This window comes from Gluconacetobacter liquefaciens, from assembly GCF_003350405.1.
GTDB lineage: Bacteria > Pseudomonadota > Alphaproteobacteria > Acetobacterales > Acetobacteraceae > Gluconacetobacter > Gluconacetobacter liquefaciens.
The window spans coordinates 179,749-199,412 of record NZ_QQAW01000002.1; the positions used below are offsets into that span (position 1 = coordinate 179,749).

General features: G+C 66.9%; 23 protein-coding genes and 1 other RNA gene. 13 read left to right on the plus strand and 11 right to left on the minus strand.

The genetic code is table 11. From position 1 onward, the window contains the following. Positions 1-12: 12 nt before the first annotated feature. From mntR to C7453_RS04095, 3 genes are read left to right on the plus strand one after another with little or no spacing between them, the layout of a single operon-like run. On the plus strand, positions 13-501 hold the full coding sequence (mntR, locus tag C7453_RS04085) for a manganese-binding transcriptional regulator MntR (protein WP_114726274.1): 489 nt from the start codon (positions 13-15) through the stop codon (positions 499-501). Position 502: 1 nt separating this feature from the next. Next, positions 503-1,252 carry a YoaK family protein gene (locus C7453_RS04090; protein WP_114726275.1) on the plus strand — a complete coding sequence of 250 codons (750 nt, stop codon included), beginning with the start codon at positions 503-505 and terminating at the stop codon, positions 1,250-1,252. A gap of 1 nt (position 1,253) precedes the next feature. Further along, a complete protein-coding gene (locus tag C7453_RS04095; RefSeq protein ID WP_114726276.1) occupies positions 1,254-2,045 on the plus strand; it encodes a spermidine synthase in 792 nt (263 codons plus the stop codon). Positions 2,046-2,217: 172 nt separating this feature from the next. Here the strand turns inward: C7453_RS04095 and C7453_RS04100 are convergent, their stop codons facing one another. Further along, positions 2,218-3,114, minus strand: a complete 897-nt coding sequence (locus C7453_RS04100; RefSeq protein WP_114726277.1) for a fructose bisphosphate aldolase — start codon at positions 3,112-3,114, stop codon at positions 2,218-2,220. A gap of 148 nt (positions 3,115-3,262) precedes the next feature. Beyond that, on the minus strand, positions 3,263-4,243 hold the full coding sequence (locus tag C7453_RS04105; RefSeq protein WP_114726278.1) for a glycosyltransferase: 981 nt from the start codon (positions 4,241-4,243) through the stop codon (positions 3,263-3,265). 134 nt (positions 4,244-4,377) lie between these two features. Here C7453_RS04105 and C7453_RS04110 point away from each other — a divergent pair, with 134 nt between their 5' ends. Both C7453_RS04110 and C7453_RS04115 read left to right on the plus strand, forming a co-directional pair. After that, positions 4,378-5,565 carry a glycosyltransferase gene (locus C7453_RS04110; protein ID WP_114726279.1) on the plus strand — a complete coding sequence of 396 codons (1,188 nt, stop codon included), beginning with the start codon at positions 4,378-4,380 and terminating at the stop codon, positions 5,563-5,565. A 49-nt stretch (positions 5,566-5,614) separates the two neighbouring features. Further along, on the plus strand, positions 5,615-6,613 hold the full coding sequence (locus C7453_RS04115) for a radical SAM protein (RefSeq protein ID WP_114726648.1): 999 nt from the start codon (positions 5,615-5,617) through the stop codon (positions 6,611-6,613). 52 nt (positions 6,614-6,665) lie between these two features. Here C7453_RS04115 and C7453_RS04120 read toward each other — a convergent pair whose 3' ends face one another. From C7453_RS04120 to C7453_RS04150, 7 genes are all read right to left on the minus strand, one after another. Beyond that, positions 6,666-7,961, minus strand: coding sequence for a lipopolysaccharide biosynthesis protein (locus C7453_RS04120; RefSeq protein ID WP_114726280.1), 1,296 nt, complete (start codon positions 7,959-7,961; stop codon positions 6,666-6,668). Beyond that, positions 7,961-8,932, minus strand: a complete 972-nt coding sequence (locus C7453_RS04125; RefSeq protein WP_114726281.1) for a peptidoglycan -binding protein — start codon at positions 8,930-8,932, stop codon at positions 7,961-7,963. Before C7453_RS04125 ends, C7453_RS04120 begins: the two co-directional genes overlap by 1 nt. 27 nt (positions 8,933-8,959) lie before the next feature. Then, positions 8,960-10,045 carry a flagellar motor protein MotA gene (locus C7453_RS04130; protein WP_114726282.1) on the minus strand — a complete coding sequence of 362 codons (1,086 nt, stop codon included), beginning with the start codon at positions 10,043-10,045 and terminating at the stop codon, positions 8,960-8,962. Continuing rightward, positions 10,042-10,848 carry an OmpA family protein gene (locus tag C7453_RS04135; RefSeq protein WP_170143120.1) on the minus strand — a complete coding sequence of 269 codons (807 nt, stop codon included), beginning with the start codon at positions 10,846-10,848 and terminating at the stop codon, positions 10,042-10,044. The genes C7453_RS04130 and C7453_RS04135 overlap by 4 nt, the downstream gene beginning before the upstream one ends. A 92-nt stretch (positions 10,849-10,940) precedes the next feature. Next, positions 10,941-11,771, minus strand: a complete 831-nt coding sequence (locus C7453_RS04140; RefSeq protein WP_114726284.1) for an inositol monophosphatase family protein — start codon at positions 11,769-11,771, stop codon at positions 10,941-10,943. Between the two features lie 130 nt (positions 11,772-11,901). Further along, a complete protein-coding gene (efp, locus tag C7453_RS04145) occupies positions 11,902-12,468 on the minus strand; it encodes an elongation factor P (RefSeq protein WP_114726285.1) in 567 nt (188 codons plus the stop codon). 39 nt (positions 12,469-12,507) lie between these two features. Continuing rightward, on the minus strand, positions 12,508-13,617 hold the full coding sequence (locus tag C7453_RS04150; protein ID WP_114726286.1) for a lysine-2,3-aminomutase-like protein: 1,110 nt from the start codon (positions 13,615-13,617) through the stop codon (positions 12,508-12,510). A gap of 47 nt (positions 13,618-13,664) precedes the next feature. Here C7453_RS04150 and epmA point away from each other — a divergent pair, with 47 nt between their 5' ends. The 3 genes from epmA (at position 13,665) to C7453_RS04165 (ending at position 15,991) form a co-directional block, all read left to right on the plus strand. Beyond that, entirely contained in the window at positions 13,665-14,711 is a 1,047-nt protein-coding gene (gene epmA, locus C7453_RS04155; protein WP_114726287.1) for an EF-P lysine aminoacylase EpmA, read from the plus strand. A gap of 111 nt (positions 14,712-14,822) precedes the next feature. Beyond that, the gene (locus tag C7453_RS04160) at positions 14,823-15,263 is read left to right on the plus strand and encodes a hypothetical protein (RefSeq protein WP_114726288.1); all 441 of its coding nucleotides are present in this window, start codon (positions 14,823-14,825) and stop codon (positions 15,261-15,263) included. Positions 15,264-15,358: 95 nt separating this feature from the next. Next, on the plus strand, positions 15,359-15,991 hold the full coding sequence (locus C7453_RS04165) for a fasciclin domain-containing protein (RefSeq protein WP_245948770.1): 633 nt from the start codon (positions 15,359-15,361) through the stop codon (positions 15,989-15,991). A 35-nt stretch (positions 15,992-16,026) separates the two neighbouring features. On the opposite strand, the gene thiE is transcribed toward C7453_RS04165, so the two are convergent. Next, positions 16,027-16,653, minus strand: a complete 627-nt coding sequence (gene thiE / locus C7453_RS04170; RefSeq protein WP_114726289.1) for a thiamine phosphate synthase — start codon at positions 16,651-16,653, stop codon at positions 16,027-16,029. 44 nt (positions 16,654-16,697) lie between these two features. Further along, on the minus strand, positions 16,698-17,135 hold the full coding sequence (locus C7453_RS04175) for a hypothetical protein (RefSeq protein ID WP_174787905.1): 438 nt from the start codon (positions 17,133-17,135) through the stop codon (positions 16,698-16,700). Positions 17,136-17,285: 150 nt separating this feature from the next. Here C7453_RS04175 and C7453_RS04180 point away from each other — a divergent pair, with 150 nt between their 5' ends. From C7453_RS04180 to C7453_RS04200, 5 genes are all read left to right on the plus strand, one after another. Beyond that, positions 17,286-17,525 carry a hypothetical protein gene (locus C7453_RS04180; protein ID WP_114726290.1) on the plus strand — a complete coding sequence of 80 codons (240 nt, stop codon included), beginning with the start codon at positions 17,286-17,288 and terminating at the stop codon, positions 17,523-17,525. 3 nt (positions 17,526-17,528) lie between these two features. Beyond that, entirely contained in the window at positions 17,529-17,870 is a 342-nt protein-coding gene (locus tag C7453_RS04185) for a cell division protein ZapA (RefSeq protein WP_114726291.1), read from the plus strand. 9 nt (positions 17,871-17,879) lie between these two features. After that, a non-coding RNA gene (gene ssrS, locus C7453_RS04190) (6S RNA) lies at positions 17,880-18,036 on the plus strand. Then, entirely contained in the window at positions 18,023-18,619 is a 597-nt protein-coding gene (locus tag C7453_RS04195) for a 5-formyltetrahydrofolate cyclo-ligase (protein WP_114726292.1), read from the plus strand. Before ssrS ends, C7453_RS04195 begins: the two co-directional genes overlap by 14 nt. Positions 18,620-18,782: 163 nt before the next feature. After that, positions 18,783-19,598: a TIGR00282 family metallophosphoesterase gene (locus tag C7453_RS04200; RefSeq protein WP_114726293.1), complete on the plus strand. Its 816-nt coding sequence runs from the start codon at positions 18,783-18,785 to the stop codon at positions 19,596-19,598. Positions 19,599-19,664: the final 66 nt, after the last annotated feature.

Consider the following 19,664-nt stretch of genomic DNA (forward strand, 5'->3'; position numbering starts at 1 on the left):
GCGAGGGATGCATTGAAAAGACAAGCGGGGGCCGCCAAAGCGCCGCGTATCGTGGACGCGCAGGCGCAATCCGAGGGATTTCGGGCCAATCGTGCGGCGCGGCGCAATGTTCTGGTCGAGGATTATGTCGAACTGATCGCTGATCTGCTCGCCGAGGGCATGGAGGCTCGACAGGTCGATATCGCCGCGCGGCTGGGCGTTTCCCAGCCCACGGTGGCGAAGATGCTGGCCCGGCTGGCCAATGAGGGGCTCGTGACGCAGAAGCCCTATCGCGGTGTGTTCCTGACCGAGGCCGGTGCGTCGCTGGCGATGGATGTGCGCCGACGGCATCGGATCGTCGAATCCTTTCTGGCCGCGCTGGGGATCAGCACCGAGAATGTTCGTATCGATGCCGAGGGAATCGAGCATTATGCCAGCGAGGAGACGCTTGCCGCCTTCGAGCGCGCGCTGGATGCCGGGTTGCAATCCTTCATGGCGGATGGGGTGACACAGGGCGGGTAGGATGCTGCTGCGCGAGGGGGAAGCCAGAACGTTCGTTATGGACCGCCGGCTGGGCTGTTCGCTGGCGGCGGTCGCCGGTGCGGTCAATGCGGCGGGCTTTCTCGCGGTCGGGTATTATTCGGCCAACATGACGGGCAACCTCTCCAGCCTGTCCATGGACCTGCGCGCGGTCGATCTGTCGTCTGCAGTGGCCTGCCTGGGGCTGATCGCCGCTTTCGTGGCGGGGGCGGTTCTGTCTGCTTTTCTGGTCAATGCCGGTCGGCGTCATGGTCGCCCGGCCATCTATGCCTACAGTATCCTGCTGGAGGCGTTGCTGCTGGCATTGCTGGGGGCGCTGGATATCGCATTGCGGGTCGGGCCGCGCGAGCCGGTTCTGGCTTATGGGCTCAGTTTTCTGATGGGATTGCAGAACGCCACGGTCACGCGCATTTCCGGCGCACGGGTGCGCACGACGCATATGACCGGCATGTTGACGGATTTCGGGATCGAACTCGCGGATTGGCTGGACGCCGTGCGCCGGCCGGGTGATCCGGGCCGTATGGTGCAGGTCCGCGAGCGACTGGCGCTTCATGGCGGGATTGTCCTGTCCTTCGCCTGTGGTGGGGTGGGTGGGGCGCTCGCCTATGGCTGGTGGCGGGCGGGTGCGTTGCTCGGGCTGGCGCCGATCCTGGTCTGGCTTGCGTTGCCGGGGGCGATGGCCGATCTGCGGGATCGGTTGTCGGGTCCGATTCCGCCGGGACCGGTGCCGTGACATGACCGCAGCCTTTATCCCCCCCGACCATGAAGTGCTGGCTCATTATCGCAGCGACCAGGGCGATATCTGGATCAGCGAAGATATTCGGACTGAAAGCCGCATCTACTGGCAGGAGGGCTGGTGCCAGAGCGAGAGCGACGCCGACGGCATCAGTTACGCGCCCTATATCCATGCGCTGTTCGGTTTCCTGATGCAGACCCCGGCGGGCACCCGGCCGGATGAGCCGGTTCTGGTGATCGGCTGTGGTGGCGGCTCGCTGGCCACCATGCTGGACAGGGCGGAGCGGGCAGTCGAACTGGTCGATGTGAATCCGCTGGCCTTTGCCATCGCCCGGCAGCATTTCGGCCTGCCGTCGTGGATTCCCTGCCATCTGACGGATGGGGCGGCCTGTCTGCGCGGGTTGCCCGCGACCCGGCGCTTCGGCGCGATCATCGTCGATGCCTTCCGGGGGGATGTCGTGCCCGGCCATCTGGTGGGGGCGGGCTTCCTGTCCGATGCGGCCTACCGTCTGGCGGACGATGGATTTCTGGCGATGAACCTGTTTGAGGGGCCCGGTCGGCCGGATCTGGTCGGTCGGGCCGCCGTCACCGCCGGACGGGCGGTGACGCCTTGGGGCGATGTGCGCCTGTTCGAGGAGGCCGAGGGACGGGAGGGGAATGTCCTGCTGCTGGCGGGTGCAGTGGCCTGCCTGAGTGAGCCCGGCCTGTTGCTGCCGCCGCGCGCGATGATCGCCGAGACGCGCCGATCGCTGGAGCGGATGCGCTTTCGGCCGGTCGATGTGACGGTGTGACCGGGCGGAATCCGGTTACGCCAGAAATGTGGGCTGGTGAGCGAGAGCGGCCCTTGGGCCGCGCCCGGCGTGTATTTTCGAGCATCGCAGCGGAGCGGCCTTGATGGCCGTGAGCAGCGAAGTGCCGGAAATGCGCGCCGGATCGCCACCAGCGCGCATTTCCAGGCAGGTTTCAGGATTTGGTGGTGGAGGCCTGGTAGATCTTGTCGATCGCCTTTGCCAGGGTGGCGTCGAACTCGGCGTCGGTCATGGACACTTTCAGGTCGCCGACCAGAGCGCGGGAGAAGCTGGCGATCATGCCGTGGTTGGCTGCCAGGCGGGTGCAGGCATCGTCCAGCGTGTAGCCGCCGGACAGCGCTACGACGCGCTGCACGCGCGGATGACGGACGAGGTCGAGATACAGGTCCGGGGTCTCGGGGATCGTCAGCTTCAGCATCACCTGATAGTCGCCGGGCAGCGCGTCGAGGCCGCGTGCCAGTTCGTCCCGCAGGATCGCTTCGGCGGCGGCTTTCTGCGGGCTCTTGATCAGGACTTCCGGCTCCAGGATCGGCACCAGTCCGTGAGCGGCGATCTGGCGGGCCAGATCGAACTGCTGCGTCACGATGGCGGCAATGCCCTCCTGGTTCGCCAGGTTGATGACCGAGCGTTCCTTGGTGCCGTAGATGCCCAGCTTAACGGCACGGGCCAGCAGCGGGTCCAGGCCGGGGATCGGCTTCATCAGCCGCACGCCGTCGACTTCCTCTTCCAGCCCCTTGTCGACCTTCAGGAACGGGACGACGCCGCGATCTTCCCACAGATAGGCGGGGACCTGCTTGTCGCCGACCAGCCCGTCCATCGTGCGCTCGAACAGGATGGCGGCGATGACCTTGTCGCCGGTGAAGGACGGTGCCGTGATGATGCGCACGCGCATCTCGTGCATCAGGCGGAACATCTCGTCGTCGCCGTTATAGGCGCTTTCGGGAATGCCGTAATGGCCCAGCGCGCCGGGCGTGGAGCCCCCGCTCTGGTCAAGGGCGGCGATGAAACCAGGCTTGGCAGAGAGTTGTGACTTCATGCTCTCGAACGACATGATTATGTTTCCCCCGCTTGGTGCAGATGCATATCTGGGCCTCGCTCCGGGATCGGCGGTTGTGAAACCGTCTCCCCCCGGGCGATTGCCCGTTTCTGGAGATTGCCGGGTTTGCCGTCAATGGTGAAGAGGCTGTCGGGCGCGGCGCTCAGTCCGGATCGCTGTCGGCGGGCAGGTCGGGGACCGTGGCGCAGACCAGGGCACTGTAATATTCGCTGTTGCGATGGGCCCTGACATAGGCTGGCGTGATCTGGCCTACCCGCGAGCGTGTGCGGACCGACGCATACCAGTGCACCACGCGCGTGCCGGACAGCAGGATATCCTCCGCCCGAGCCTGTCGGCTGGTCCGGAAGAGATGTTCCGAAATCTCGGGCGGTACCGGGTAGAACACGGACGGGTCATGGATGGTCAGATCCTTCGCGCCCCGTTGCTCCACGACGCTCTGGAGCAGGTGGGGACCGAGCGCGTAGGGCCGCAGCCGTGCCTCCGGCGACAGGGCCAGCATGGCACGGAGGCAGGCGCGCAGCCAGGGCGCGCCGGGCGGAGAACCCAGCACCGCGTTGTTCAGCCCGAGCGGATAAAGATGTTCGACCCGGCGGAACCCTTTCCAGCCGCCGGGCAGAGCGCGGAACACGCGGCGCACCAGCGACAGGCCGATATGCCGTGCCTTCAGCAGGGGCGACCGCGTGTTTCGGACATGCGGCGGCCATACGATGCGCTCGGCCCCGACGAACGGACCGGATTCCAGAAGCGGGCGCAGCGAGGCTGTGGTGAGGGTATCCATGTCCAGATAGATGCCGCCGTCGCGGTACAAGATTGCGGTGCGCAGGATATCCGCGCGCTGGACCGGTGTACGGACGCCTTCATACAGCGCGACGAGGCTGCCCGGTGGCAGGTCGGCGGCCTGTTCTACGGCCGCCAGGTCGTGCTGCGGGTCGATTCGGGAGAGGATGACGCCGGGGGTGCTTTCCAGCGTGCGCTTCTGCGGACCGTCCGCGAGCGCATCGGTGTGATGCAGGATGACCATGTCCATGTCGCCCGTCGCGGCGGCCGAGAGGATGGCGAAGACATAGGCCCAGGGCAGGCGGGGGCCGACCCAGCAGAAATGGACGCGGGCGGGAATGGTCATGGCAGTCAGCTTTCCGTCGCGCGGTTTCGAACTGTCGGCTTCATCGTGGAATGCGCGCTCTTTTGCTTTGTCGCTGTCCGACTGTAGAGTGCCGCCCGTCTTGGAAGACCATCGGCGATCGAGAGAACGTCCTATTGCGTGAAATTGTCATCTTTCGCCAGAACCAGTTCCGGGTTTCCGAGATTTTCATCGCCCAGCAGGCGCAGGCTCTGCGTCGCCATGTGCCGCTCTATGTGGGACGCATGCGCTTTGGGCCCGGACCGGATGGGGCGCGTGCGCTGCTGTTGCGCGACCTCTGGCGGCACGGCGCATGGCCGCGCATGCTGGCGCAGATGCTGACGCGCGATCCGGCGCCGTATCTGCGTCTGTTGTCAGGGCGGCGCCCCGCGCTGGTCCATGCCCATTTCGGGGTCGACGGGGTCTATGCCCTGCCACTGGCGCAGCGGCTGGGTGTGCCGCTGGTCACGACCTTCCATGGTTTCGACGTGACGCTGTCCGACCGGCGCTTCCTGTGCTCGCCGGCCTGGGCGAATTATCCGCTGCATCGGCGCGCGCTGGCGCGGCAGGGGCAGCTGTTCCTGTGCAATTCCGGCTTTCTGCGAGACCTGGCGCTGGCGCGCGGTTTTCCGGCGGAGCGGACGCACGTACATTATATCGGTGTGGATTGTGCGGCCTACCAGCCGCGGGATCCGTCGGAAGAGACGCCCGTGATTCTGCACGTCGCGCGGCTGGTTGAAATGAAGGGCACCGAATATCTGCTGCGGGCTTTTGCCCGGCTGGCGGCGGAGCATCGGGACCTGCGTCTGGCCATTATCGGGGATGGGCCGTTGCGGGGGCGGCTGGAGGCGCTGGCCGGTGCGCTGGGGGTGGCGGAGCGGGTGCTGTTTCTGGGGGCGCAACCGCATGCGGTGGTCATGGAATGGATGCGGCGGGCGATGATGCTAGTGCTGCCCAGCGTGCTGACGGCCAGCGGGCGCGTGGAGGGGCTGGGGATGGTGATGCTGGAGGCGGCGGCCTGCGGCGTGCCGGTCGTCGCCACGCGGGTGGGGGGGATTCCCGAGGGGGTGGCCGAGGGGCGCAGCGGCGTGATCGTGCCGCCCCGCGATGCCGAGGCGCTGGCCGCCGCCATGGGCGCGCTGGCGGCCGATCCGGCGATGCGCGGGGCGATGGGGCGGGCTGGACGGGCTTTTGTCGCCGAGCGATTCGACCTGCGGAGGCAGACGGAAATGCTGGAATGCTGGTATGACGATCTGGTCCAGGCCCATGGTGGCGCGGATTCCTCTTCGGCCCGGACTATCGCGCGGGCCGGGCCATTCCTATGATGCGGCCCCTTTTCCGGTTCGCGCCGGTTTTCTGGACGATAGGGTAACGATGAACGATATTCCCCTGGCCCGCCGCCTCAGCAACCTGGGTGCCGGCGTGCGGTTCGCGGCCAAGGCGATCGCCACGCGCTATACGCCGCTGCTGGCGCAGGTGGTGGTGACGCGGCGTTGCAACCTGGCCTGCGGCTATTGCAACGAATATGACGATTTCTCCGCTCCGGTGCCGTTCGCGGACCTCAAGGCACGAGTCGATCATCTGGCGAAGCTGGGGACCGCCTCGATCACCTTTACCGGCGGTGAGCCGCTGCTGCATCCCGACCTGGACCGGATCGTGCGCGTGGCCCGCGATCACGGCATGATCGTGACCACCATCACGAATGGCTTTCGCCTCTCGCGGGCCTGGATCGACCGGCTGAATGCGGCGGGCCTTCAGGGGATGCAGGTCAGCATCGACAATATCACCCCCGATGACATTTCGATGAAAAGCCTGTCTTCGGTCGAAGGCCGGCTGGCGCTGCTGTCGAAGCATGCGCAGTTCAAGGTCAATGTGAATTCGGTGCTGGGCGTGACCGGCGAGCGGACGCAGGACGTGGTGACGATCGCCGAGACGGCGGCGCGCTATGGATTGCAGCACTCTGTGGGGGTGCTGCACGACCATCAGGGTGGGCTGAAGGCGCTGAGCGACGCGCAGATGAATGCCTATCGCCGGGTGACCGAGATTTCGCCCTCTCTGGTCCATACGCTGAATTACCGGCTGTTCCAGAAGAACCTGATGCACGGCAAGCCGAACGACTGGAAATGCCGTGCCGGCGCCCGGTACCTCTATGTGACCGAGGATGGACGGGTGCATTGGTGTTCGCAGCAGCGCGGCTATCCGGCTATCCCGCTGCTGGAATACGGTCCCGAGGACCTGAAGCGCGAATATCATACCGAGAAATCGTGCAGCCCGACCTGCACGTTGAGCTGTGTGCATCAGATGAGCATGTTCGACCGCTATCGCGGTGCCCAGCATCCGACCGACCCGATGCCTCTGCCCGCGGAAGCCTGACCGTCGATGCGGGCCGGTGGCGATCCGGCTCGCGTGTCCTGCACTTCGGTACTTACGGGTGGCGCAGGCGCAGGAAGGGGATGACGCGTGTGGACAGGATCAGGGTCTCGGCCAGCAGGGTCGCGATGCCCGCTCCGTTCACGCCCCATAGGCGCGCCAGGCCATAGAGTACCGGCAGGCAGAGCGTGGTGACGGCGATGCGGCCGATGAACAGGCGGTGGGCATAGCCCAGCGAGACCAGGAACGGTTCCAGCGGCACATCCCACAGATCGAGGATCGCGGCCGTCGTCAGGACCATCAGCAGTGCCAGGTCGTTCGTCCTGACGGCCAGCAGGGTGTGGAATATCCACGGGCCGATCGTCGCCGCCACCACCAACGCCAGGATGGAAAACAGGCCCAGCGCCTGGAAGATGCGGAACATGACGCGGCGCATGCCCGCGCGGTCGCCCTGGTCGCGCAGGCGGATCAGTTCGGGATAGAGGGCGGGGGTGAGCAATTGCGCCGGCTGGGCCAGGGCGTCGCAGACATGCCAGGTGACGCTGTAGATGGCGGCGGCGGCGGGATTGGTCGCCGCGCCCACGATCAGCACGGTGACGCGGGAGGTGAGGGCTGAGAGGGCCTGATTGCCGCTGGTGGAGAGTGTCAGGCGCCAGATGCCGTGGAAATCCGTCCGCCAGGCTGTGCCGAACAGCCGGAAGCCGCGCAGGCTGGCTGTGTGCCGGACGGCCGCCCAGGCGGTGCTGCAATTAGCCATAAACGACATGACGACGCCCAGGTACCAGACGACCATGAAGCCGCCCAGGTGCCAGTGCAGGCCCAGGCCCAGCACCGTGCCGACCAGGCGGGTCGTGTTGAGCGCCAGGTCGGCCAGGGCGGATTGCCGGAAGCGGTTGGTCAACCGCAATACGCCCAGTGCCCAGCAGGTGTTCATGAACAGGACCGAGGTCATGTAGATGAGCGCTGGCCCCTGGGTGGCGGCCGACCAGCCGAAGATATGGCCGAAGGTGGCGACCCCGATCAGGGCCAGGATGGTGCCGGCCACGGCGCCGAGTGCGTCCAGCATGATGCAGTGGCGCAGCAGGACCTGGAAGCGCGTCTGTTCGCCACGGGCGAACAGCGCATTGCCGAAATGCAGCAGCGGCTGCCAGGACTGGAAGCGCGTGGCGACCGAGAAGGACGAGGCGCAGGAATGGATCAGCAGCAGCGCGCCATATTGCTCCAGCCCCAGCGCGCGCACGACCAGCGCGGTGGTGAGGAAGCCGAGCACGCCGGCCATCCCCTTGCCGCCCAGCAGGTAGCCGGTGTTGCGGAAGATCCGGGCGACCTGCCCCGGTGCGGCGGCGGACACTAGCGGTCGGTCAGGCGGAACTCGATACGCCGGTTGCGGGCATAGGCTGCCTGGGTATCGTGATTGTCCAGCGGCTGGAAATCGGCGAAGCCGGTCGCGGCCAGGTGCTGGGGGCTGATGCCTTCCGCGATCAGGAGCTTGACCACGGTGATCGCACGCGCCGTCGACAGCTCCCAGTTGCTGGCGAAGGCGCTGTGGATCGGCTGGCGGTCGGCGTGGCCGTCGACCCGCATGATCCAGGGGACCGAAGTGGGGATCTGGCTGGAAACCTGGTGGAAGGTACGGGCGAGGGTGCGGATCTCGGCCACGCCCTTGGGCGACAGGTCGGCGCTGCCGGGGGGGAACAGCACCTCGCTCTGGAACACGAAGCGGTCGCCCACGATCTGCACGCCGTCCTGATTCTTCAGGATGTCGCGCAGGCGGCCGAAGAATTCCGACCGGTAGCGCTGCAACTGCTCGACCTTGTCGGCCAGGGCCACGTTCAGCTTCTGCCCCAGATCGTCGATCTTGTGGTCGCGGTCGTGGATCTGCTGCTGGGAGATGTCCAGCACCATCATCGCCGCGCCGAGCTGCCGGCGGAGTTCTTCGAGCTGCGTGCTGAGGGCCGCGACCTGCTGCTGGCTGGCCTGGGAAAGCGTGTCGCGCTCGGCGGTCAGCTGAGAGACCTGGGCGGTGAGCGACGAGGCCATCGCCACGTCCTTGTCGTGCGCGGAACGCAGGGAGGCGACCGAGAGCTGGAGCGTGTGGCTGCGGTTCTGCTCGAGCGCCAGCATGTCGTTCAGCTTGCTGACCTGCTGCGTCAACTGTTCCATCGCCTGCTGGCGCTTGGCCAGTACCACGGACAGGAACGCCTGCCCCAGCACGAAGACGAGCAGGACGAAGATGACGACCATCAGCAGGGTGGACAGGGCGTCCACATATCCCGGCCAGGCGTCCAGGCCGGAATGGGTCTGGCGGCGGCGGCGTGCCATGCTGTTACCTCGCGAAGCCGGGGGCGATCAGGGCGCGCGCGCGCCGGCGGGGGCGGATGCTGCGATGGTGCGCGTGAGCAGGCGCAGGTCGCCGCGAATTTCGGTGGCGATCTGGGTGCGGCCCTGCTCCATGTCCGACAGGATGCGGGTCAACTGGGCTTCGATGCCGCGCAATTGCTGCTGGCTCGAATCCTCGGCCATGCGCTGCATCAGGACATGGCTGGCGCGCATCGTCTCGGTCATGACGCCGATCCGGTCGTTCAGGCTGACCAGCAGGGCCTGCTGCTGGTGCCGGCCTTCCTCGCCGCGTGCAATCAGGGCTTGCAGCTTTTCCAGGTTTTCGGCGGTCTGTTCCAGCAATGCCTGGACGTAGACGGGAATGCCGGCATCGGCGCCGTCGCCGGTGCCGATGGCGGAGCCGATGCGGGTCAGGCCGGCCAGCCACTCTTCCAGTTCGTTGAAGAAGCGGTTCTGCGCCTGTCCCGCCGTCAGGTCCAGAAAGCCCAGCACAAGGGCGCTGGCCAGGCCGAACATCGAGCCAGAGAAGGCGGTGCCCATGCCGTGAAGCGGCTTGGCCAGCCCGGTCTTCAACTGGTCGAACATCGCGTTCAGGTCGCCCGAGCCGACCGAAAGGCCGGTGATGACGTCGGCGATCGACCAGATCGTCAGTAGCAGGCCGTAGAACGTACCCAGCAGGCCCAGGAAGATCAGCAGGTTGGTCATGTAGCGCGACAGTTCCCGCCCCTCGTCGAGGCGCGAGGAGAGGCTGTCGAGCATCGACTGCATTGCGGGGGTGGACAGGACCAGCCGGTCGGAACGATTGCGCGTGGCCAGCATGGACGCCATCGGCGCCAGCAGGGTCGGCGGGGTGGGCTGGGCCAGGCCGTCACGCGGCTGGCGCAGCGTTTCCACCCAACGGACCTCGGGGATCAGCCGCAGGACCATGCGGATGTTCCAGACGATGCCCAGGGCGAGGATGCCCAGGATCAGCCCGTCCAGGATCGGGTTGTTGAAGAAGGCGGTGTACAGCATGCGCCCGAGTGCGCCGGCTGCCAGCACGACGACCGTGAGGAACAGGACGATACGCAGGAGATAGGTTGTCGGCTGGGTCACGGTGCGGAACGCTGCTCCGAAGGGGCGGGGGAAGGCGGTGGCGCAGAGGCGACCATATCCGACCGGGTCACGTCAACATGATCCGGGGACGTTTCATTCGGGTTGTCTGATCCTTTTGCCGTTGCGGGCGCGGGTACGCCGATCGCGCGGACATAGATCCGCGTCGTGGCGACCCCGGCATGGATCAGGATCGAGCGGATTGCCAGCCCGCGTGCCAGTGACAGTCGCCGGGGCGTGGAAACGTCGTCGGCGGCGCCGGAGGCTGTGGCGTCGATTTCGGCCCGCGTGTAGGGCGCCTGCAGCAGCGTGGCGGCGAAAGTTTTCACCCCGTCGATCATCGCCGCGTTCATGTCCGTACTGCCGGCCGCGAAGGTGAGGCGCAGGCCGCCGGGCCGGTCGGTGACGGTGCCCTGGGCGTCGGCCTTTGCGGGGACTTCCGGCGGCAGTGCGGGCGGATGGAGCGGGACATCGACTACGGGTGGGCGGATGACCGGTGGCGGTGGCGGGGCGGCAGGAATGGTCGGGGGCGGACCGGCATGGGCTGGCGCGGGCCGGGTCGGTGCAGGGGCGGTGGCGGACGGAGCCGACGGAGCAGCAGGTCTGGTGGCCGGTGCGTGCGGGGCGGGCTTGGATACCTTGGTAGCCGGCAGGGCGGAGAGCGCGCTGTCGTCGGTCGTGACCTGCGCATGCGCTGAGGTGAAGGCCAGTCCGCCAAGAGCCGCGAGTGTCGCGAGCATGGCATGGGCGGCTACCCGACGGTGCGGGCCGGAGCGCGAGGGGAGTGCGAGGCGGATATCAGGCATGATCGGGGCAGCCTAGACCAGATCGCACGCGGGCCGAAGAGGCAGAGTGCGACGAGGGCTTTGAAAGCGCCTCATCGCGGAAGCCGCAGGGCTCAGGGCCGTGCGGTCAGGCTCTCGGCTACCAGTTCGCGCAGTTTGCCATGCAGTTGGGCGTTGCCGGCCACGACATTGACCGAATCGCCCATGTCGTTGAGGTCGGCGCCGTCGGGATCGGTGGCGTAGCCGCCGGCCTCGCGCACCAGCAGCAGGCCGGCCGCGCAGTCCCACGGTTTCAGGCCCAGTTCCCAGAAGCCTTCGTACCGGCCGGCAGCTACCCAGGCGAGATCGAGCGCCGCTGCGCCGAAGCGGCGGATGCCCGCCACCTGCGGCATCAGCGCGCCCAGCGTGCGGGCGAAGGGCAGGCGGCGCTGGGCCGGGACCTTGGCGAAGGGAATGCCGGTGGCGAACAGGGCCTCGTGCATGTCACGACGGGCCGACACGCGGATGCGGCGCTCGTTGAGGAATGCGCCCACGCCTTTTTCGGCCCAGAAGATCTCGTTGGCGGCGGGGTTGTAGACCAGTGCCGCCGCCAGTTCGATCGTGCCATCGGGCAGGCGGCGTTGCAGGGCGATCGAGATCGCCCAGTGCGGGATGCCGTGCAGGAAGTTGGTGGTGCCGTCCAGCGGGTCGACGATCCAGCGCCACGTCCAGTTGTCGCTGCCTGAGGCGCCGCTTTCTTCCATCAGGAAGGCGTAGCCGGGGCGGGCGCGCTCCAGTTCCTCGCGGATCGCGGCTTCGGCGCGCAGGTCGGCCTGCGAGACGAAATCGCCGGGGCCCTTGATGCTGACCTGAAGCTGCTCGACCTCGTTGAAGTCACGCAGCAGGCGCCGCGCGGCCTTCTGGGCCGCGTTCTGCATCACCGTCATATGGGGAGAGAGTCGCATGGCCACGGCGATCGGTCCTGTCTGGCTGGAGCGGGTCGGGATGACGTGGACGCCACCTCATCACGCAAAGATGTTCTGTGTAACGAAAAAAACGCGGCCCCATGGGCATGCCATGGGGCTGCGCGGGGCTTCAGCCCTTCGCGCGTTCCACGTAGCTGGCGTCTTCCGTGCGGACGACGATACGCTCGCCGGCTTCGATGAACGGCGGCACCATGGTCTTGACGCCGTTCGACAGCTTCGCCGGCTTGTAGGACGAGCTGGCGGTCTGGCCCTTCACGACCGGGTCGGCCTCGACGATTTCCAGCGTCACCTGCGCGGGAAGCTGCACGCCCACCGGGTCGCCTTCGACCAGGTTGATCACCAGCGTCATGTTGTCCTGCAGGAACGGGGCCTGGTCGCCCAGGAGGTCCAGCGGGATCAGCGTCTGCTCGAACGTCTCCGGGTCCATCAGCACGACGTTGTCGCCGTCCATGTAGGAATAGGTGTATTCCTTTTCCTCGGTCATCAGACGTTCGACGGTGTCGGCGGTGCGCCAGCGCTCGTTGGTCTTGTTGCCCGTCTTGAGGTCGCGCATCTCCACCTGGATGAAGGCGCCGCCCTTGCCGGGGGTGATGATCTGCTGCTTCAGGACGGTCCAGCGACGGCCTTCGTGCTCGATGACCTGTCCGGCACGGATCAGGTTCGCCTGCTGTTTCATGGTGGGCCCTGTCTGACTATGGGTATGGAAGGCGGGCTTCTAACGCTCTCGGGCGCCGAGGGCAAGGTTGGGCGCGGATTCAGCGGCGAGTTTGTGGCGGCCGCCTGCCGGATCGCGGACCATGGGGCCGTCTTCCCCGGCTTCCAGATAGTCCGGCCCCAGCGGCACCTTGCCGTGGCCGCCCGGAATGTCGAGCGTGTAGGTGGGCCATGCGAGGCCGGTCACCCGGCCGCGCAGGCCCGCCAGCAGGCGCTGGCCCTCGGCGATCGGCACATGGAAGCGCGCGGTGCCGGGGGCGGGGTCGAGCTGGTGCAGATAATAGGGCTTTACCCTGGCCTCGACCATCGCGCGGAACAGTCCTTCCAGCGCCGCCACGCTGTCATTGACGCCGCGCAGCAGGACCGACTGGCCCAGGATGGGGATCGCCCGTGCCTGGATGCGGCGCAGGGCCGCGCGGGCGGCCGGGGTGAATTCGCTGGCATGGTTGGCGTGCATGACCACCCACATCGCGCGGTCGGTCTGCATCGCATCGGCCAGTTCGTCGGTGATGCGGGCGGGGTCGGCGACGGGTACGCGGCTGTGGATGCGGATCGTCGTGACGTGGGGCATGGCGTCGAGCGCCTGGATGATCTGGCGCAGGCGACGGGGGGAGAGCATCAGCGGGTCGCCGCCGGTGAGGATCACCTCGCGGATGGCGGGGTGGTCGCGCAGCCAGTCCAGCGCGCGGGCCAGGGCGGCATCGTCCAGCACGCCGCCATCGGGGCCGACATGTTCGCGCCGGAAGCAGAAGCGGCAATAGAGCGGGCAGACCAGCAGGGGCTTGAGCAGCGCGCGGTCGGCGTAGCGGTGGACGATACCGGGCACCGGCGACAGGGCGTCGTCGCCGATCGGGTCCGCGTGTTCATGGGGGACGACGGCCAGTTCGGCGGCATCGGGGATGACCTGCAGGCCGATCGGGTCGTCCGGCCGTTCGATCAGCGCGGCGAAGGCGGGGGGGATGGCGGTGGCATATTGCCGGGACACCTCTTCCAGCGCCGGGGCCGCATCCGGAGGGACCAGCCCGGCGGCGACCAGTGCGGGGATGTCGCGCAGCGTCCGGCCCGTCGGCGGGGTGAAATCGTCCTGGGGATGGTTGACCGATCGTGTCATCGGCTGGCTCTACTCGACCGGTCTTCGTCCCGCAACAGGAGTCCTTCATGACCGACGGCGGCGGTTCTGCCCCTTTTTCCGCGCCGGATTGCGACCCCGACCGCATTGCCGGGCGGCTGCCGCTGCTGCGGCGGCGGGCGCTGGTGGCGCGTGGGGTTCGCGCCTTCTTCGATGCGCGGGGCTATCTGGAGGTCGATACGCCTTATGCGGTGCCGACGCCGGGCGAGGAAGTGCACCTGAAGGTATTCCGCACCGAACGGCGGCATCATGACGGCACCCGCGAGGCGCTGTTTCTGCACACCAGCCCCGAATTCGCCATGAAGCGGGTCGTCGCCGCGACCGGGCTGCCGGTGTTTCAGATGGCGCGGGTCTGGCGCAACGAGGAGGGCAGCCATCTTCATGCTGCCGAATTCACCATGCTGGAATGGTATCGGCCCGGTGCATCGCTCTCGGCGCTGATGGACGAGACAGAGGCGCTGATGCGCGCCGTGCTGCCGCCGGTGCTTGCGCCGCCCGGCGGGTTGGCGGACTCCGTGCCGCTGCGGGTCGATGGGCCGTTCGAGCGCCTGACGATGCAGGAGGCCTTTGCCCGGCATGCGGGGGTGGACCTGCTGCCGACCGAGGGCGATGCCGGCGCGCTGGCCATGGCCGCAGGGTGTGCCCTACGGGATGGCGAGACGTGGGAGGATCTGTTCTTCCGCCTGCTGATGGAGCGGGTGGAGCCGGCGATCGGCCGGGATCGCCCGACATTTCTGACGCACTGGCCGGCCAGTCAGGCGGCGCTGGCGCGCCGCGATCCGGATGATCCGCGCACGGCGCTGCGTTTCGAGCTTTATGCCGCCGGCATGGAACTGGCGAATGCGTTCGAGGAACTGACCGACCCGGTCGAGCAGCGCCGGCGCTTCGTGGACGACCGGACGCGACGGGCGGCGCTGTATGGCGCCGTGCCCGAACTGGACTGGCCGATGGACGAGGCGCTGCTGGCGGCGCTGGCGCATCTGCCGCCTTGTGCGGGCATTGCACTGGGATTTGATCGGTTGGTCATGTTGGCGGCGGGGACGGCCCGCATAAATGACATTTTATGGCTGGCCTGACGCCGGGATGGGTTGAAATATTTGTAATTTCGTCCCCAATTCGTACGTCATGGCCATGGTGCTACGTTAACGCCCTGATAAATTCTGTCCTGTAGATCGGTAACCCGGATCATGAAATACCTCTCGCTCCTACCGCTGGCTGCCCTGCTCGCCCTGACGGCGTGTGAGGTTCCCTCTCCCGAGCAGCGGAAGCTGCTCAACTCGATGGTTGGCCGGGGTGAGGTGGACGTGATCCGCACCTTCGGCGTGCCCACGCGCTCGTATGAGGCCCAGGGTCATAATTTCCTGGCCTATATCGACAGCGAGACCAACTACTCGCCCGGTGCCGGCGGCTGGGGCTGGGGTTGGGGGGGTGGTCCCGGCTGGGGCGGCGGCTGGGGTGGTTGGGGCGGTGGCTGGGGAGGCGGCTGGGGTGGTGGCTGGGGCGGCCCCGGTTGGGGCGGCGGCTGGGGTGGCATGGGCGGCACCGTCTACACCAGCACCTGCCAGACGACGTTCGAGATTATCGCCGGCCGCGTATCGGGCTGGACGATGCGCGGGGATGGATGCTGATCGCCGCCCGCTGAGGCGGCATGACGACGGGGTGGCGCTGGTTCGCCCCGCGAGGGGGTGGAATGCGTGTGCCGCGCGGTGTGATGGCCTGCCTAATGGCGTGTTCGGTCGTGGCGTGTGCGCCTGCCTCGCGGCAGGACGCCTTTCTGGTGCGCGGCGACAGCCGGGCGGCGGCCATTCCCACTCTTTCGGTCGAACATAGCTACACGCCGGCGCTGGATCATGGGCGGCCAGACAGTCAGGTGGCCTATGGTGCGCCTGACACGCCGGTCTATCGCGATCGGCCGCTGAACGAGAGCCTGCGCGGCAGTATCGAACTGGCTGATTACACGCGGGCTCTGGATCTCACCGGGATGATGGCGCCATTGCGTGAGGCCGGGCCGTTTACCGTGTTTGCCGTGCCCAACCTGCCGATGGAGCAGTTCGCGCATGCGTCCGCGCCCTCGGGCGGGATACCGGCCCCGGCGGTGCTGCGGCAGGCGCTTGCCTACAGCATCGTGCGCGGTGCGTATCCGGCGGAGCGACTGCGCCAACTGCTCGCCATGGCGCCCGGCAACCGGGTCAGCCTGCCGACGCTTGCCGGCGGGACGGTGTTGGTCGGGCGCGATGCGGCGGGCCGGCTGGTGTTGTCGGACGGGGCCGGGCAGGTAGCGCCGATCTGGATTGACGGCATGCCGCAATCCAATGGCGTGCTGTATCTGACCAGTTCGCTGCTGGCGCCTGCCTGAGCGCCATCGGCACGTGTTCTGCCCTCTGCCGGCTTTCAGGCGGCATCTATCGCCGCGTTCATGGCACGCACGCCGGCCGCGGGCCCTTCGGGATGCGACCAGACGGCGCTGATCACCGCCAGGAAATCGGCACCGGCCCGTACCAGGGGCGCGCAGTTATCGGCCGTGATGCCGCCGATGGCCACGACCGGCAGTTCCATCATCGCGCTCCACCATGTCAGCAGTTCCACGGGAGCGCGGATGTCGGTTTCCTTGGAGACCGAGGGGAAGAATGCGCCGAACGCCACGTAATCCGCCCCGGCTTCGCCCGCGCGCATCGCCAGGTCGCGGCTGTCGTAGCAGGACACGCCCAGTTGCAATTGGTCGCCCAGCAGGGTGCGGGCGGCGGCGGCATCCATGTCTTCGCCGCCGACATGCGCGCCGTCGCAGCCGCTGCGACGGGCCAGGTCGGGTCGGTCGTTCAGGATGAAGGCGACGTCGCGTTCCTGTGCCACCGGGCGCAGGATGTCGATCGCGCGCAGGATCGTATCGTCGGGTACGTCCTTCAGGCGCAACTGCACGGCGGCGACCGGGCCGGCATCAAGGGCGCGTGCCAGATCCGGCGCGAACGCGACCGGGTCGAGGGCCGGGGGAGTGACGAGATAAAGCTGGCAATCATACATCGTCCCACGATCATACGGTGCCGCGCGGCGTGATGACAGGGGGATCAGGGACGTATCGGCGGGTGATCGGTGTCGAAAAGACAGGCACGCAACCGTTCGGGTGACGGGGCGGGCCCGACCACGCAATGGGGCGGCCGGTGGTGCAGGCAGGTCGCATCCAGCGATCGGGCCAGCAGATTGATCGTATCCGCCTGGCGCCCGGTGCCGTGCAGCACGATATGGCGCAGGCCCAGCCCCAGTGCTTCTGCGGCGCGGCCGGCAGCCGTGCCGCAATCGAGGAAGGCGGGAAAAGTGAAGCCGGTTTCAGCCAGCAGCGCGTGCCACCAGGCGGGGCCCATGAAACAGCCTGCATCGGCCGGCGACAGAAGGACGCAGCCCGGTGTGTGGGGCGTTTCGTGTGTGCGCAGCACGGCCAGAACAGCGCGGATCTCCACCGCCGAGGCGACGACGAAGACGCGCGGTGGGGGCGGGGGGTGGATCATTGCTTGACGTTGAACCGCGTGCGGGCGATCAGTTCAAGAGTGAGTGTCTGTCCGGAAAAGTGGATTGGCATGCGGACCATGCGGGTTATGCATGGCGGAACGCTGCCGATATGCAGATCTGGACGGGGATTGAGACGTCGAGTGACGGGAATGACGACCTTGGGGCATGTTGAAGGATCGGACAGCCCGGCTGCCTGGGGAACGAGTGATCCCGCAGACCGGCTGGAGCAGGCATTGAACCGTATCGCCTTTGCTCTGGATCGTCGCCACGAGGCGGTGGCTGCGGCGCCTGATCTCCAGACGCTGGCAGCCAATATCGATGCGTTGATCGCGCGGGTTCGCGACGTGCTGGGCCCGGACGAGGATATCGACGCGATGGGGGAGGGCTGAGCCATGGCGCAGGTTACGGTCCGAATCAACGGCTATGCCTATGTCGTCGGCTGCAAGGACGGTCAGGAGCGGCATCTTCAGGCCATGGCGCTGGAGGTCGAGCGCCGGATCGAGCATATCCGCGCCATCGGCGGCCAGAGCGGCGAGGCCCGGATCCTGGCGCTCGCGGCCTTGCTGATGGCCGACGAGATCCATGATCTGTCGGTCGAGAAGATGCCGGCGGATACCGCGCGCCAACTGGCCGAGGGCCGGCAGGCGCGGGTGGAGAACGACCGCAGGCGCGAACAGCTTGCCCTGCTGGTCGAACGTGCCGAGAGCATTGCGGCGACGCTCGAACATCCCTAGATATGACGAGCGGGGCTGCCGGGTTCGTCAGGCAACTCAACCCCTGGGCCGATAAGCACTTCCTTAGGGAGCTGGCTCTGGCGTGATCCTGGTCATGTTATCTGGCGCCCACCTGCGTGAGCAGGTCCGGGAGGGCTGAAAGACCAACGGCCATGGTGGCTCCGCACAGTCCTATTTCCGATCTTCCCCCCTCTGATCCGCCCGCGCTGGTGGCGGCGAAAGCCGAGCTGCGCCGGCATTTGCGTGGTGTTCGCATGGCGGCGCCGGAGGCCGGTGCCGCGTTGTGCCGCCGGATGCGGGAGCATGTCCGCGCCGTGCTGACGCCGGGGAGGTGTGTCGCCGCCGTCTGGCCGTTGCCTGGCGAGGTGGATCTGCGCGGCCTGTGCGCCAGCCTGCATGGGGATGGTTACGGCGTGCTGCTGCCCCGGACGCCGCCGCGCGGACAGCCCCTGAGCTTCCATCGCTGGAGCCCGGAGGCGACGATGTGCTCCGGTCGTTTTGGTACGGTGCATCCTGATGGTGAGGTCGCGCGGCCGGATCTGGTGTTCGTTCCGCTGCTGGGTTTTGACAGGCGGGGGTTCCGGCTGGGATATGGGGGCGGGTATTACGACCGCACGCTGGCGGAACTGCCTGGCGTGCCGGCGGTGGGCTTTGGCCTGTCGGCGCAGGAAGTGCCGGCGGTGCCTGTGGGGCCGTATGATGTTCCGTTGCCGGTGATCGTGACGGAACGGGACGTGATTCGGGTGTGAGGGATTTCTGTTCTTTTTTGGAAAAAGAACCAAAAAACTTTTGATCTGTTCGGGAGCCTTTTGCGTGCGACTTGCGATTGTCCAAAACGGATAAAAGTCTTTTTGCTTCGTTTTCTTCAGAAAAAGAAGGAGAGACGGCACAAAGAGAAAGAAGGAAAGACGGGTGCGGATCTTGTTTCTGGGCGATATTGTCGGCCGCACGGGGCGCGAAGCGGTAACAGAGGTGGTGCCCAATCTACGGCGGGATCTGCGCCTGGATCTGGTGGTGGTGAACGGTGAGAATGCCAGCCATGGGTTCGGTCTTTCACTGGCCATTGCCCGCGATCTGTTTGCGGCCGGCGTCGATGTCGTGACGCTGGGGAACCATGCGTGGGATCGCAAGGACCTTGTTGGCCAGATCGATGCGGAGCCGCGCATTATTCGCCCGGCCAATTATCCGCCCGGTACGCCGGGGCAGGGCAGCGTGGTGGTGGAACTGGTGGATGGACGCAAGGCGTTGGTGATCAACGTCATGGGGCGTCAGTTCATGGAGGCGCTGGACGATCCGTTCCGTGCTGTGACCGACATCATGGCGCGGCACCGCCTAGGGGTGACGGTGCATGCGGTGGTGGTGGATATCCACGCCGAGGCATCGAGCGAGAAATGGGCGATGGGGCATGTGCTGGATGGCCGGGCTTCGCTGGTGGTGGGCACGCATACCCATACGCCTACGGCCGATCATCGCATTCTGCCTGCCGGCACGGCCTATCAGACCGATGCGGGCATGTGCGGCGATTATGACAGCGTGATCGGCATGGGCAAGGATGCGGCGATCGCGCGCTTTCTGCGGCGGATGCCCGGCGAGCGGTTGCAGCCGGCTGAAGGGGTGGCGACGGTGGCGGGCATGATGGTGGAAACCGATGATGCTACCGGGTTGGCTCGTCGGATGGCACCGTTGCGGATTGGTGGGTTGCTGGCGCCGACGATGCCGGATTTCTGAATTGCAGGCGGAAAAGGGCACGGATGATCGGTGCCCATTTTCCGTGGTGTGGTAAGTCGGACTACA